Genomic DNA, 14,130 nt, shown 5'->3' on the forward strand with positions numbered 1-14,130 from the left:
TTAGTCGGGTATCCGTGGTTAAAGTGGGTTGAAACTCTATTGACCGGGAAAGTCTTGGGCCTGCTTTATCAAACCCAACTCGTGAAATTGTCCCCAGCGCGCCTGATAGAACTGGCGTAGTTCCGGTGTCAAAGCCAGCAGTTCGGCATTGGCCTGTTCGGCTTTGATAAAGGCCGGATCTTCGTTAGACGTTTGCCGGACGAATTTGGCGTCGATACGCAATTTCTCGGCAAACCAAAGGCTGGCTTGCTCGTGGTTTTGAGCGGTATAAACCACCGATTCCCGTAGCGCCGCCAGATAAAGCTCGCGGGCATTCGGCAACTTTTGCAAATATTCGCTACGCAAAACAGTCAGGAAATGAAACGGCCAGCTTTGAATCGAGCGTGCGCCGAATTGTTCCTTAACCCGAGTCGCCTGCGGTTCGCGGATCACTGCCGCATCGACCTGTCCCTGGGCGATCAGTGCCGGCAGTTCGGCGGGCGGGGTGTTAATCAGTTCCACCTCGTCCAGCTTCAGACCGTTTTGCCGCAGCGCGAGCAGCAGGTCCGCATAGGAATCCGAGCCAACGGACGCGGCAATTTTCTTGCCTTTTAACTCTTGGAGCGCGTTGGCGCTGCTGCCTGCCGGCACTAGCAAAGAATGGCTGGAAAACCCAAGCTGGCCGACAACCACCGCCTTGTTGGGCTGCTTATCCAGGAAGGTGGCAATCGGTAACGGACTGCTCACTACCGCGTCGAGCTGGCCGGCCGCCAGCGCTTCCATCATCGGCGGACCGTTTTGGAATACCTGGAACTCGGCATCCAGACCATGTTTGTTGGCGATACCGGCCATTTCCATCACCACCGGGTAAATGCCGTTCAGGCCGGATGGATAGCCGATTCTGATCTTGACACTTTCCTGGGCCGTTGCGCCCAAGGACGACGTGAACAGCAGAAAAGCGGAAAGCATACGCAGCGTATAAAAAGACATGATTCAAGTTTTATTTGGGTGATTAGCCTGCCAGGGCAAGACGATCCGCTCGATGCGGACCAGCGCGAAATTCATCACCGATCCCAAAACGCCGATGGTAACCATGCCCACCAGCACTGCGCCGGTATCGAGATTGATGCGATGAATTTGAATCATGTAGCCCAAGCCGGACTGGGCAGCGACTAGTTCGGCGGTCACCACGGCCATCCAGGACTGGCCCAGGCCGATCTTCAAGCCGGTCCAGATCTGCGGGAAGGCGGCCGGCAGGAAAACCCGCAGCAATAAATCGGCCTTGCCAGCGCCCATGAAACGAGCAGCATGGATGTATTGAGGCTCGACGCCGAGGCCGCCAGCGAAAGCATTCAGAAAAATCGGAAAAAAGGCGGCAAGCGCGGTGATAAAAAAGCTGGAACCGTTGTTGATGCCAAACCATAAAATCGCTAGAGGAATCCAGGCGATGGGTGGAATCGGCCGCAACAGCGTAACGATGGGCAGCAGCAAACGCCGCAGGGTGGCGAAATAGGCCATGCTCAGCGCCAGCGGCACCGCCAATATCACGGCTAAAAAGAAGCCGATCAACACCCTCTCCAAACTGGCCATTATGTCTTTCGACAGACTATTGTCGTCGATTAGCTGCCGGAGGCTGGCCACTACCGTGATCAGATCCGGCAGCAACACCGGATTGTCGACTATTTTGGCGGCGAGCAGCCACACCAGCAGAAACCAGCCATAGCTGACCAGCGGCCAGCCCAAGGCGGCGCACAGTCGTTTGGCTTGACGACGGCCTTGTTGCAGCACGGAGTTGGAATCGATTGCCGGCATCATTAGCTCAACGGTTAAACACTTTCAGACTTTCTTCCCTGACCGCGCGGTGGATGGTCTTGCGCAAGTTTTCGAATCCGGGTGTGTTTAGGGTTTCCGGAGTGCGCGGGCGCGGCAGGTCGATGGCGATGTCGGCCTTGATGCCGCCGGGTTCGGTGCGCATCACGATTACCCGGTCGGCGAGGTAGATAGCTTCGTCGACGTCGTGCGTGATGAACACCACGCTGGTGCCGAAGCGGTCCCAGATTTTCAACAGTTCTTCCTGCATCACGCTGCGGGTTTGCGCATCCAGCGCGCCGAAGGGTTCATCCATCAACAGCAGAGTCGGCTTTGTCGCCAAGGCGCGGGCAATCGCCACCCGTTGTTGCATGCCGCCGGATAGCGCGTTCGGATAGGCCTTGGCAAAGCGTTCCAGCCCGACCAGCCGCAGCAGGTCCAAAGCGATGCTTTCCGGCTCCGGCAATCCTAGTCTGCGCGGCCCGAACGACACGTTTTGCAAGGCGGTCAGCCAGGGAAACAGCGAATGTTGTTGAAACACCACGTTGCATAATGGCGTTGGTTCCTTGACCGCCACGCCATCGATGCTCACCGTGCCGGTGGTGGGCTTGAGCATGCCGGAGACGATATTCAGCAAGGTCGATTTGCCGCAGCCGGACGGGCCGAGCAAGGCGGTAAAGGCGCCTGGCTCCAGTTCCAGATTAACGCGGTCGAGAGCGGTATGCTCGCGTTCCAAACCTTCAAACACCATGGACACATCGCGCAAGAAAATCCGCCCCCGGCCGCTACGCAGCGACGGTACGCTGCCTGCAAACGCGGTATTTATCGCCGGATTGGCTTGGCTTGCGGTGGAGTTCAACATCGTCCGGCCTTACAGTACGACTTCGCTGCCGGTATAGACGCGCTTCACGCCGAAATGCTCTTTCCACCGTCGTTGGGCCCGGTAGCCGGCGATTTCCTCTTCCTGTGGGTGGCCATGCGGAAATTCGGCGGGCACGTCGCGGTCCGACCACAGTCCGCGCCGCTTGCGTTCCAGGCGCTGGTCGATCAGCCAGTCGTTGTAGCTTTCGTGCACCAGATGGCCGTCCGGCGCGCCGAGCAGCGCCGCGCGGGTGCGTTGGTCGCGCTCCAGGTACAGGTTTAATTCCTTTTCGTCGATCGTAACCGGCTCGACGTCCAGCGCGTAGCCGGCTTCAGTTAACTCCTGGCCGGCGATGGCGGCGAAGATGGCTTGTTCTTCCAGACTCAATTCGCGACGATAACGGTTTATCCATTGGGTGCTGACCGGTTGACCCAGCGGGGCGTGATCGCGGGTTTGGCCGCGGCGTTGGGCGATGGTGCCGTGATGAAAGTCCAGCAAGGCCGGGGAAAATTCTTCGCGGAGAAACTCGCATACGGCCCGCAATACCGTCTGCGGGTCGCGGGCCAGTTGTTCGTAGCTGACGTCCAGCCATTGCCCGGCGTCGAGCTTTTCCCGCCAGGGTTTTACCGCGTTCTGGCATAGTTTCCAGATACGTGCCGCCGCGTAAATATTGGTGGGGCCGAATGCGGAACGCAGATATTCTGCGCTGGCGTCGCGACCGTCGCGGGTAAGAAATACAAACTGCGCATTAGGAAAGTCTTCCAGAATCTGCCCGACATAAAACAGGTTGTGCGGAGTTTTTTCACCCCAGCGCGGCTTGTTTTGCAGGCGTGCATAGCGTTCGAACATCGCGGTATAAATCCCGGCGAAACTTGGTTCCGGCGCGCTAGCCAAAATCTCGTCGACGATATTCGCCGGATTTACCGGCATATCCCAGAACGGCGTCTTCAGCCCGAACACCATTTCATCGGCCAGAGTGCGTAAATTCTGGGTTTGCGATAAATCGCCGTAGCTGAACAGATACGGCCGAAAACGCGGGTAATACCAGGCCACCTCCGGCACGGCGATACAGGGGTGATTGCTCAGCATAGCCATTAACAACGTAGTACCGGAACGCTCCGAGCCGATGATGAATAGTGGTCGTTGCTTCAATGTAATTGCCATAAAATTTTCTCGATTTTTTATCCCTACGCCGCAAGAAACGGCAGGATTAAATGGGTTTGCTTTGTGCTAACGGAGCAAATAGGGAATCTCCACGCTCACAGCTCCGGTTGGACAATCCTTCTCGCACGGCAGGCAGTACCAGCATTCGTCAAAGGTCATCTGGGCCTTGCCGGTGAGCGGATTGATCGCCAACACGTCGAGCGGGCAGGCTTCCACGCAGACCGTGCAGCCCTTGTCGGCGATGCATTTGTTCTCGTCGATAGTGACCGGCACATTGCTACGCTGAATCGCGGTGGGGAATGAGGATTTGCTCATGATGCAACGGCCTCCGGTGCGTTGGTGGGATTGATGCGTAAACGTTGGTAGGCGGTTTTTTCCTGGTCGTCGACCGGGATGACATAGGGTTCCAATGATCGTTTGAAGCAGGCCATTTCGCCGCCGGCATTTTTGTGCAATTGCACATGCACCAGCCAGTCGGCGTCGTTGCGCTCCGGGTAATCCACCCGCGCGTGGTAAAGCCCCCAGCGGCTTTCGGTGCGGTACAGCGAGGCGCGCGCTGCCATTTCCGCGCAATCGCGGATTGCGTGTACTTCCATCGCTCGCATCAGTTCGTGGGGATTGTTGGCGTGCAATACGGCCAGGTCATCGCGGATGCTATTGAAGCGTTCCAGACCGATTTCCATCTTGCGGGTGACTTTCGGCGGCTGCAGATAATCATTGACCATGCGCCGCAGTTTGTATTCGACTTGGGCCGGCGGCAGTCCTGATTCGCGCTGCAGGGGTGCCCACACCCGTTGCCGTTCGGCGTCCAGTTGCGCGGCATCGACCTCAGCCTGGCTATGATCGTTGGCATGGCGCGCCGCCGATTCGCCGGCAAAGCCGCCATAAACAAAAGCGCCGAGCATGTAGTTGTGCGGCACGCAGGCCAGATCGCCGGCCGCATACAGTCCCGGCACGGTGGTGGCCGCGTGTTCGTCTACCCAGACCCCGGACGCCGAATGGCCGCTGCATAGGCCTATCTCGGAAATGTGCATTTCCACCATGCGTTCCCGGTAATTGGTGCCGCGCCCGGCATGAAAACGGCCGCGACTGGGACGCTCGTTGCCGTGCAAGATGGTTTCGATGGTGCCTATGGTTTCCTCGGCCAGATGATCCAATTTCAGGAACACCGGGCCGTTGCCGCTTTGCAATTCGTTGTAAAACTCCTGCATCATCTGCCCGGACCAGTAATCGCACTCGATAAAGCGCTGGCCCTTGCTGTTGGCGGTATAGCCGCCGAACGGGCCGGTAACATAGGCACAGGCCGGGCCGTTGTAGTCCTTGATCAGCGGATTGATCTGGAAGCATTCGATGCCAGACAGTTCCGCGCCGGCGTGATAGGCCATGCTGTAACCGTCGCCGGCGTTGGTCGGGTTTTCGTAGGTGCCGAACAGGTAACCCGATGCCGGCAGGCCCAAACGACCGGCGGCGCCCGTAGCCAATACCACGGACTTGGCCTTGATCACATGAAAATCTGCGGTGCGGCAATCGAACGCAAACGCGCCGGCAATGCGACCGTCCTGACCGACGATCAAGCGGGTGGCGACCAGGCGATTGGTGATCTCGACGCGGTTGCGCTTCAATTGCCGGTACAAAATCTTTTTAATGTCATGGCCTTCCGGCATCGGCAGCACGTAAGTACCCATGTGGTGCACCTTTTTCACTGCGTAATCGCCGGTTTCGTCCTTTTCGAACTTCACGCCCCAGCGGTCCAGCTCCTCGATCATCGCAAAACTGTTTTGCGCGTAAGCCAGCACGGTTTTCTGATTGACGATGCCGTCGTTGGCGACGGTGATTTCCCGCACGTATTGTTCCGGCGTGGCATGACCGGGCACCACGGCATTGTTCAGGCCGTCCATGCCCATGGAGATGGCGCCGCTACGTTTGACGTTGGCTTTTTCCAGGAGCAGCACCTTCAGATTCGGATTGGCCTGCTTGGCTTTGACGGCCGCCATCGGCCCGGCCGTGCCGCCTCCGATGACTAGTACATCCACTGAGTGTTCTATCGTATTCATGGTTTATCGCTCGATTCGTGCGCGTAGTTGAAAGTTATCCGCTCGGCAATACAGATATTCGAAATCCAGCGGCGCCCCGTCCTTGGTGTGCGTCAGACGTTCGATACGTAACACTGGAGCGCCGTCGAGTATCCGAAGCAATTCCGCCAATTCGGCATCGGCCAACACGGCATCGATGGTGAGATCGGCATACCCCAAGGGAATGGCATAGTCGTTTTCCAAAATCTGAAAGATGTCGCGAGTGGCGAGATTTTCCTGGGCTAGCCGCTTACCGAGATGTGCGGCCACATAAGTCACATCCAACGATACCGGCTGGCGGTTTAGATGGCGTACCCGCCTTAGTTCAGTAATCGGCGCGCCTTCCGCCAGACCCAGTCGTTGTGCAACATCGGGGCCCGCTGGCAGATCTTTGATACTGACCAATAGGTTGTAGATTTCATGTCCTTGTTCCGAAAGTGCCTCGGCAAAACCCTGGAGGCGGGCCAGCGATTGAAAAGGTTTAGGCAGGGAAACAAACATGCCTTTGCCAGCCACCTTGAACAACATCCCCTCTTTTTCCAGCTCGCCCAAGGCCTGGCGCACGGTGATGCGGCTGACGCCATAGCTGCTCATCAGGTCGCTTTCCGAAGGCAGGCGCTCATGCGGTTTATAGGCGCCAGCAACGATGCGCGTCCTCAATTCATCGCGTATGCGGGCGTATAAGGAGCCGGGCGGCGTGATGTGGGTTTTAGCAACAGACATTCAAATCATAACTTGTCATTACGGGTTATGATTTATAAAAGCAATCAAGATGCCAGAAGCCAGCGTAACGAACAAAATCTTTTAACCAAATGATTTAATAGGATTTTTTAAATCGGAGTGAGACGAGTTATTCGTCTTTTAACAACGGAGTGCTGACTGACAAGCACCGAGTGTTGCTTGGGCGCTGGAATATCATCATAAGTTCATGAGGGCTTCGGAATTTCATCGTCAGCTTTTGCTTATAAGGTTAATGCGAGCCGGCCAAATTAAGCGGTCTATGGTGAATTTTGGGGAGAGCATCGAGAGGCCGCTTGGGCCAATGACGAACTTGACACGAATTCGTTCTGAATGGCTGAGTAAGGCCACAGACCAGACGGATGGTCATGCTGAAGTCGAACGTCTCTTAAGGGTGTGCGCCGTGCAAAGGCGGCGCTTGACCAGTGGGTGAGAGACCCACCCGGCTAAATCGCTCCGGCCGGAAGCAATCGGAGCAGTCATGGAGGTAACGAAGTGGCTGAAGCCTTCGATGTAAAGGATCGCTATAGGCGATTCAGCGAGTGTGCAGGCCGTAATATGAGTGAACGCTGAGTAAGCCTCGAAAAGGACATCGCGCAGGCCGACCCGACGACCCTTTCGGGGAAGGCTGATACGGCTGGGGAATTGAGCGAAGAGTGTCTCCAGTCGCTGCGCCGGGGTAGTGGCGACAGCATGTACACAAGGTAAGCGCGCGCAACACGGGAAGCCCTGTGGCGTGGTCAGCGATGACCAACCGGACGCCCGCGAGGGACAGGCCGGGCGCTGTAGGGTGGCGGAGAGGCTTGTAGTACCGGGGAAGCCGGGTAATGCCGGTGGAGGGAAGGGGCCTTAGTTCAAGATCAACGCAATAAGTGGAAAAGGACAGGAGATTGGGTAACCTATCAACTCCGTTAAGAGTTCAGAAACTACAGATGGCGTTACACGCAAAAGCGAAGGCTGAAGCTGACTATCGTTTCTATGCGCTGTACGACAAGATATACCGGGAAGACATCTTGGCGCATGCCTACGTCTGTTGCCGGGCCAACAAAGGTGCGCCGGGCGTGGATCGTCAGGACTTTGCCGATGTCGAAACGTATGGCCGGGAGCGATGGCTTGCTGAACTGGCGTTTGCGCTCAGAGAGGAGAATTACCGACCGAATCCTATCAGACGTGTTTATATCCCCAAACCGAATGGCAAACTGAGGCCACTGGGTATATCGACCTTACGAGATCGGGTCTGCATGACGGCAGCGATGCTGATATTGGAGCCGATCTTCGAAGCGGATTTACCCGACGAGCAATATGCCTATCGAGCGGGCCGTAATGCCCAGCAAGCGGTGGGCGAAATCAATCGCCATATGTTTAAAGGTCATCTGGACGTCGTTGATGCCGACTTGGCGGATTACTTCGGGAGTATTTCACATGCCGAGCTAATGAAATCGGTAGCTCGCCGTGTTGTAGATCGACGTGTGTTGCATCTCATCACGATGTGGTTGGAATGTGCGGTAGAAGAAACCGACCGACATGGGCGGACGATACGCACTACCGAGGCCAAAGATAAGCAACGCGGTATCCCGTAGGGTTCACCCATATCACCCTTACTGTCGAATTTATACATGCGGCGGTTTGTATTGGCATGGAAGAAACTTGGACTGGAACGGCGGCTCGGCAGTCAAATCGTCACCTACGCCGACGACCTTGTTATCTTGTGTCGACGTGGCAAGGCTGAAGAAGCCTTGTTATGGATGCGTAAGATCATGGAGCGGTTGAAGCTCACGGTCAATGAGGAGAAAACGCAAATCTGCAAAGTGCCGGAAGGTGTGTTCGATTTTCTGGGTTACACATTCGGTCTGTTATATAGACCGCAAAACGGTAAGCCCTATCTGGGCTACCGGCCATCCAAGAAAAGTATTCGGCGCATGATCGAGAAGGTTCAGGCGTTGACGGCTTATTCAATGGCGTGGCATGACACCACGTTGCTGATCTATAAATTGAACCGCATGCTACGCGGTTGGGCGAACTACTTTAGGGTAGGAACCTTCAATCGTGCCTATCGTGCGCTTGATAATTACACGGCAGCGCGGTTGCGTCGGTGGTTACGCAACAAGTATAAGGTGAGAAAGCGAGCAGGCGGAGGCTATCCATCTTCGTACCTCTATCAGACCCTTGGTTTGGTACGCTTAAGCCGCTTGGGGCGTGACGATCCGTGGGCGAAAGCGTGACATCTTGTCCGAGAGCCGGATGCGGGAAATCTGCCAGTCCGGTTCGATGAGCGGGGTGTGGAAACGGGGTTAAGGCAAGGCTATTTGGGCACCGTCAAACGAAAGAGGCGGAAACAGACAAGCTAAACCTAATTCTACCGCGCCACATCTCGACTCTACCGATTCTGTTGAAAAAGTCCCCTAATATACGGTTCCTAAAGTAGTAAAATACAGCTAACAGCCACTCAATCATGAGGTGACGCCATGATGGGACAACAATCCGGGATTCAGGAGCAGTTGTTTTTCTGTTTCAGTCTCGAAAACCACATTCCCAAAGAGCATCTGCTGCGAGGCATTAACCATTTTCTTGACTTGGGTGATTTTCGCCAGCAATTGGCGGAGTTTTACAGTCCTATCGGCCGACCATCGATTGCTCCCGAACTGATGATCCGGATGCTAATCCTCGGTTATTGTTTCGGCATTCGTTCCGAACGTCGTCTGTGTGAAGAAGTGCATGTCAACTTGGCTTATCGCTGGTTTTGCAAACTGGATTTAGACGATCCCGTACCGGATCATTCCACCTTTTCCAAGAATCGCCTGGGCCGTTTTCGGGAAAGCCAGGCTTTTCGGCTAGTGTTTGAAACGGTCCTGAAACGATGTATGGCAGAAGGCCTGGTGCGTGGCGAGGGTTTTGCCACCGACGCCAGCATCATCAAAGCCGATGCCCAACGGCAACGTCGAGTAGAAAATGGTGACGACATTGACTGGGGCGATCCCGCTCAAGCAGAACGTCCGGTCCGTGAATATCTCGCGGCACTAGAAGAAACGAATGATCCCAAAGAGTCCACCCGGACGCTTTCACTGACTGATCCGGCGGCTACCTGGACGGCCGCACCCGGTGGCCCCGCATTCTTTGCTTATTCAACCAATTACTTGATCGACTTGGAAGCCGGCATCATCCTTGACGTAGAAGCCTCAGCGGTCAATAAAGCCGCCGAAGTGGAGGCGACTCGGACCATGATTGACCGGGTAGAAGAGACGTTTGGTCTGAAGCCCGAACGTTTGGTGGGCGATACCAACTATGGATCAGCTGCCATGCTCGGATGGTTAGTCGATGAAAAAGACATAGAACTGTTGGCGCCGGGAGAAATTTGATCACCCGTACCGGTTGAAATTTGACTAGGGGATGGAGCCGGTTTTTTGAATGGCCGGCCGTGGATAAGTGTAACGGAAACGGATAATGGGAAGGAAGTTTCATTATCCGCTTCCATGGATTATTTAGACGTTATTCTCCTCTGACATTTCCTCATTCGATGGATTTTTACTACCGCCTCGCTTAGCTTGCTCCCGGGCCTGTATTCTTACCTTGGCTTGCTCGGTGCTGTGCCGAAAGCGGTAGGACTCATTGCCGGTTTCGATGATATGACAATGGTGAGTCAACCTATCCAGCAACGCCGTGGTCATCTTGGCATCGCCGAACACGCTGGACCATTCGGCAAAGGTTAGATTGGTGGTAATCACCACACTGGTGCGCTCGTACAGTTTCGACAGCAGGTGAAACAACAACGCGCCGCCGACCTGAGAGAACGGTAGATAGCCCAGTTCATCCAGAATGACCAAGTCCACTTGCATCAGTCTGTACGCCAACTTGCCCTGATTGCCGGTCGCTTTTTCTCGTTCAAGCTGGGTGACCAAATCAATCGTCGAGTAAAATCGTACTCGCTTGCCGTGATCGGTAATGGCTTTGACACCGAGAGCTGTAGCCAGATGTGTTTTACCTGTGCCAGTACCGCCAACCAAAACCACGTTATGGGCAGCATCGGTGAATTGAGTTCTGGCAAGTTGATCGATCAGCGAGCGGTCAACGTTGGCGGATTCAAAGTCAAAGCCCGCTAAATCACGATGCATGGGGAATCGCGCGGTTTGTAGCTGATAACGAATGGAGCGGATATGCCGATCCTCTGTCTCGGCTTGTAACAAGTGCCTAAGCAGCCATTCCGACGTGTGCAGGCTAGTGCCGGCTTGACTGGCGACCTCAGCATAGCCTGCGGCCATGCCATAGAGTTTGAGCGATTTCAATTCGGCTTCAATATCAAGCATCTCCGCTCTCCTCAGCTAAACGGATGGGGCTGAGGTTTTCGCTCAACAAATCATAACGCCCGGTATCGGCAATAGGGACCTCGTTTAGCTTTAAGGCATCCGGTGTGGTGATGGTGGCTGGCTCTGGCTCATGATTTTCTGGCAGGCGAGTTAACAGATGGCGTACCTGTTCAACGCTGGTATGCCCCGATTCCAGGCATCGATTGACAGCGGCGATGACAACGTCCAGGCCGTGAACCGGTACGCACGCCAACACCTCGGCCATCACCCGGTCGCCGCCGGGGCGCTTACGCAATGCACGCTGCAAAGACAACAATGGCGACGGCATCTCGGCAAACGGCGCACCGTTGCGTAACGCGCCCGGCTTGCGCTCCAGCAACGGGATATAGTGTTGCCAGTCATAGCTGACCTGGTCGCGGTCGAACAACCGTGCATGACTGGCAATCAGGGCATCGTCGGCGTACAGATCGAGCCTTTCCGGATACAGCCTGACACTGACTCGACGGTTGGCCCAGCGACACAGTACCGAATAACGATTGCGCTTCACGGTCACCAGGCAAGTGCTGGATACGCGAGCCACCACCTCGATGTAGCCGTCAAACATTCCGGGCATTGGCATCAGATGGGGTTGCTCGATCTCCACGGCCTCTTGCACGGTCATGCCGCTGGCATCCGGGCAAGGAATTTCAGCCCATAATGCCCGGCAGCGACTTTCCAACCACACGTTCAACTCTGCAAAGCTACCAAAGCATTGTTGCCCTGCATCCTGCCAGATACGGCGCCGACTATCCTGCACATTTTTCTCGACGATACCTTTCTCCCAGCCGGACGCCACATTGCAAAAGTCCGGATCAAACAGGTAATAAGCCGTCAGCGCCGCAAAGCGCGCGTTGACAATGCGCTCCTTGCCGCTCTGCACTTTATCGACCGCCGTTTTCATGTTGTCGTAGATGCCGCGCAACGGTACGCCACCCAGTACCCGAAAGGCACGGCTATGGGCATCGAACAGCATTTCGTGGCTTTGGCTGGGATAGGCCACCAGCAAAAAAGCCCGACTGGCGCAGAGTTTGGTATGAGCGACTTGTAAGCGCCGGTAAATACCGCCGACCACCAAGGACTCTTCACTCCAATCGAATTGAAAGGCCTCACCCCAACGGAATTTCAACGGCACGAACGCGTGTTTGCCGGCGTCGCTGGTACCGGCCTTGCGCCACGCCCGAATGTAATCGGTCAACTGCGTATAGCCACCGTCATAGCCGGCTTTCCGCAACTCTTCCAACAACCTCAATGCGGTACGTCTGTCGCGCTTGGGACGATAGCTATCGGCTATCAGGGCTTGCTTGAGCTGCTCTTCGTAAGGCGTCAGCTTGGTGGGTACCGAGCGACGTTGATAAGCAGGTTCGCTGCCATTAGGCATTCTCAGCCATTTTTTGACGGTATTGCGAGACAGACTGGTGCGTCTGGCAATCTCATTAATGGACAACTTATCGCGGAAATACATCCGCCGGATTTTGGCGTATAGGATCATGGTTATCACCCTTTAGGTTCCTGTCTAATTTCTGGACAGGACAGGTTAATAACCCTGGTCAATCTTCAGCCGGAATTTACCGGTTTACTTGGTCAATTTTCAACCGGCGTCAACATTCTTGACCTCATTGTCGCAGCAGTCCGTACCACCCCTTAGCCCCAACGACGAATACTAATTGTCACCCCTGGCCGGCGGCTGCACCTTCGCGGTCGCCGGTCACCATCCCACTTTATGTTTGTAACTTTAGGAGATTAGTAATGCCTGTCGTCAAATTAACTGAAACATTTATCAAAAATCAACTTATCTGCCCCGAAGGACAAAACCGTATCGAGTACTGCGACTCGGACGTTAAAGGTTTGTATGTGTTGGTCAGTGCCGCCAATCCGGGCGAGGGCGGTTATTACTTGCGATTCAAAGATGGTAACAACAAGACCTGCCATCAAAAAATCGGACGTACCAAGGAAATCTCCCTGGCTAATGTCCGTAAGGAGGCGGGTAGGCTGAAATTGGAAATTGCTCAAGGTGCGAATCCCGTGGCCGAGAAGAAAGCCCAAAAGGCGATCATCACCTTCGCCGAACTCATGGAAAGTCACTATTTGCCGTATGTCCAACCCAGAAAGCGCAGCTGGAAAAAAGACGAGGAAATGTTCAGGTTGCGGTTGAATGCGGTTTTCGGCAGTCAGCGTCTGAACCAAATCACCCGGCAACAAATCCAGGCGTTCCACATCGCTTTAAAGAATGATGGCCTGTCGGAAAGCACGTGTAATCATTATGTGAAATTGTTGAAACAGGCATTCAATCTGGCAATCGACTGGGAACTGTTGGAAACGAACCCGGCGTCGCGCATTCCGTTGTTTCGGGAAGAAGCCCGCGAAAACTACTTGAGCGAAACCGAACTTGAGCAATTTCTGATCGTATTGCGCAACGACGAAAACCGGATGATCTGTAACGTTGTCTATTTTCTGCTCAGTACCGGCGCTCGCCTCAATGAAGCGCTCAGTGCAACCTGGTCGCAGATTGATCGTCGGCATCGGGTTTGGCGGATTCCGGCCAGCAATTCCAAGTCCAAGAAGGTGCGCAGTGTGCCTTTGAACGACAGTGCCATCGATGTTCTTGACCAAGTCGGTACGGAAGGCAGCTTCGACTATTTGTTCATCAACCGGCAAACAGGCGAACATTACACCACCATCAGCAAGGTCTATGATCGATTGCGCCGGAAAGCGGGATTGCCCCATTTGCGGATACATGACCTTCGCCATCAGTATGCTTCGTTCCTGGTGAACAGCGGCAGAACCCTTTACGAAGTGCAGCAAATCCTTGGACATTCAGACCCAAGCGTTACCCAGCGCTACGCGCATTTATCGACAAAATCGTTACAGGATGCGGCCAACTCGGCGTCAGTCATTCTTCGAGGTGCGATGCAGGCCGGGGTTTAGGCGACACCGGTGGGGTCGAAGGTTCGGGAGACAAGCTGAGGGGGTGGGCAGGGACGCTCACCTCTGGCCCAGATTGCCACGAGTCGGCGCGTTTCGGCTGGCGGCTTGACTACCCCCACTGGCGTGGCGTCGCGTGTCATCTGCGACACCCTCGGCGAAATCTCGCGTCACAACGGGATTTTCGAACCGAACTTCGGTTTTTGGTCGGCGAAAAATTTCGCAAATCGTTGTTTTAGATTGG

General features: G+C 55.1%; 11 protein-coding genes and 2 pseudogenes. 4 read left to right on the forward strand and 9 right to left on the reverse strand.

Annotated features, from left to right (window positions below; all coding sequences use genetic code 11):
• Positions 1-36: 36 nt before the first annotated feature.
• From G006_RS26100 to G006_RS0120760, 7 genes are all read right to left on the reverse strand, one after another.
• Complete coding sequence (locus tag G006_RS26100) at positions 37-969, reverse strand: ABC transporter substrate-binding protein (RefSeq protein ID WP_020485140.1); 933 nt, start codon at positions 967-969, stop codon at positions 37-39.
• A gap of 3 nt (positions 970-972) precedes the next feature.
• Positions 973-1,794 carry an ABC transporter permease gene (locus G006_RS0120735; RefSeq protein ID WP_020485141.1) on the reverse strand — a complete coding sequence of 274 codons (822 nt, stop codon included), beginning with the start codon at positions 1,792-1,794 and terminating at the stop codon, positions 973-975.
• A gap of 4 nt (positions 1,795-1,798) precedes the next feature.
• Positions 1,799-2,650 (reverse strand): ABC transporter ATP-binding protein, encoded by an 852-nt coding sequence (locus G006_RS0120740; protein WP_020485142.1) that lies wholly within the window; start codon positions 2,648-2,650, stop codon positions 1,799-1,801.
• Between the two features lie 9 nt (positions 2,651-2,659).
• Positions 2,660-3,814, reverse strand: coding sequence for a sulfotransferase family protein (locus G006_RS0120745; protein ID WP_020485143.1), 1,155 nt, complete (start codon positions 3,812-3,814; stop codon positions 2,660-2,662).
• A 66-nt stretch (positions 3,815-3,880) separates the two neighbouring features.
• Complete coding sequence (locus G006_RS0120750) at positions 3,881-4,129, reverse strand: 4Fe-4S dicluster domain-containing protein (protein WP_020485144.1); 249 nt, start codon at positions 4,127-4,129, stop codon at positions 3,881-3,883.
• Positions 4,126-5,868 (reverse strand): fumarate reductase/succinate dehydrogenase flavoprotein subunit, encoded by a 1,743-nt coding sequence (locus tag G006_RS0120755; RefSeq protein ID WP_020485145.1) that lies wholly within the window; start codon positions 5,866-5,868, stop codon positions 4,126-4,128. Before G006_RS0120755 ends, G006_RS0120750 begins: the two co-directional genes overlap by 4 nt.
• A 3-nt stretch (positions 5,869-5,871) precedes the next feature.
• Positions 5,872-6,609, reverse strand: coding sequence for a GntR family transcriptional regulator (locus G006_RS0120760; protein WP_020485146.1), 738 nt, complete (start codon positions 6,607-6,609; stop codon positions 5,872-5,874).
• 947 nt (positions 6,610-7,556) lie between these two features.
• Between G006_RS0120760 and G006_RS28930 the strand changes: the two are divergent.
• From G006_RS28930 to G006_RS26110, 3 genes and pseudogenes are all read left to right on the forward strand, one after another.
• Positions 7,557-8,459 (forward strand): annotated as a pseudogene (locus tag G006_RS28930) (reverse transcriptase domain-containing protein); the annotation flags it as partial.
• 84 nt (positions 8,460-8,543) lie between these two features.
• Entirely contained in the window at positions 8,544-8,846 is a 303-nt protein-coding gene (locus tag G006_RS29240) for a group II intron maturase-specific domain-containing protein (RefSeq protein ID WP_268743581.1), read from the forward strand.
• Between the two features lie 243 nt (positions 8,847-9,089).
• A pseudogene (locus G006_RS26110) lies at positions 9,090-9,968 on the forward strand (transposase); the annotation flags it as partial.
• A 135-nt stretch (positions 9,969-10,103) separates the two neighbouring features.
• Here the strand turns inward: G006_RS26110 and istB are convergent.
• Together istB and istA are read right to left on the reverse strand one after the other, a co-directional pair.
• Positions 10,104-10,925 carry an IS21-like element helper ATPase IstB gene (gene istB / locus G006_RS0120775; protein ID WP_020481978.1) on the reverse strand — a complete coding sequence of 274 codons (822 nt, stop codon included), beginning with the start codon at positions 10,923-10,925 and terminating at the stop codon, positions 10,104-10,106.
• Positions 10,918-12,453, reverse strand: a complete 1,536-nt coding sequence (gene istA / locus G006_RS0120780; protein ID WP_020481979.1) for an IS21 family transposase — start codon at positions 12,451-12,453, stop codon at positions 10,918-10,920. Before istA ends, istB begins: the two co-directional genes overlap by 8 nt.
• 257 nt (positions 12,454-12,710) lie before the next feature.
• Here istA and G006_RS0120785 point away from each other — a divergent pair, with 257 nt between their 5' ends.
• Positions 12,711-13,889: a site-specific integrase gene (locus tag G006_RS0120785; RefSeq protein ID WP_020485150.1), complete on the forward strand. Its 1,179-nt coding sequence runs from the start codon at positions 12,711-12,713 to the stop codon at positions 13,887-13,889.
• Positions 13,890-14,130: the final 241 nt, after the last annotated feature.

Source organism: Methylomonas sp. MK1 (genome assembly GCF_000365425.1).
GTDB lineage: Bacteria > Pseudomonadota > Gammaproteobacteria > Methylococcales > Methylomonadaceae > Methylomonas.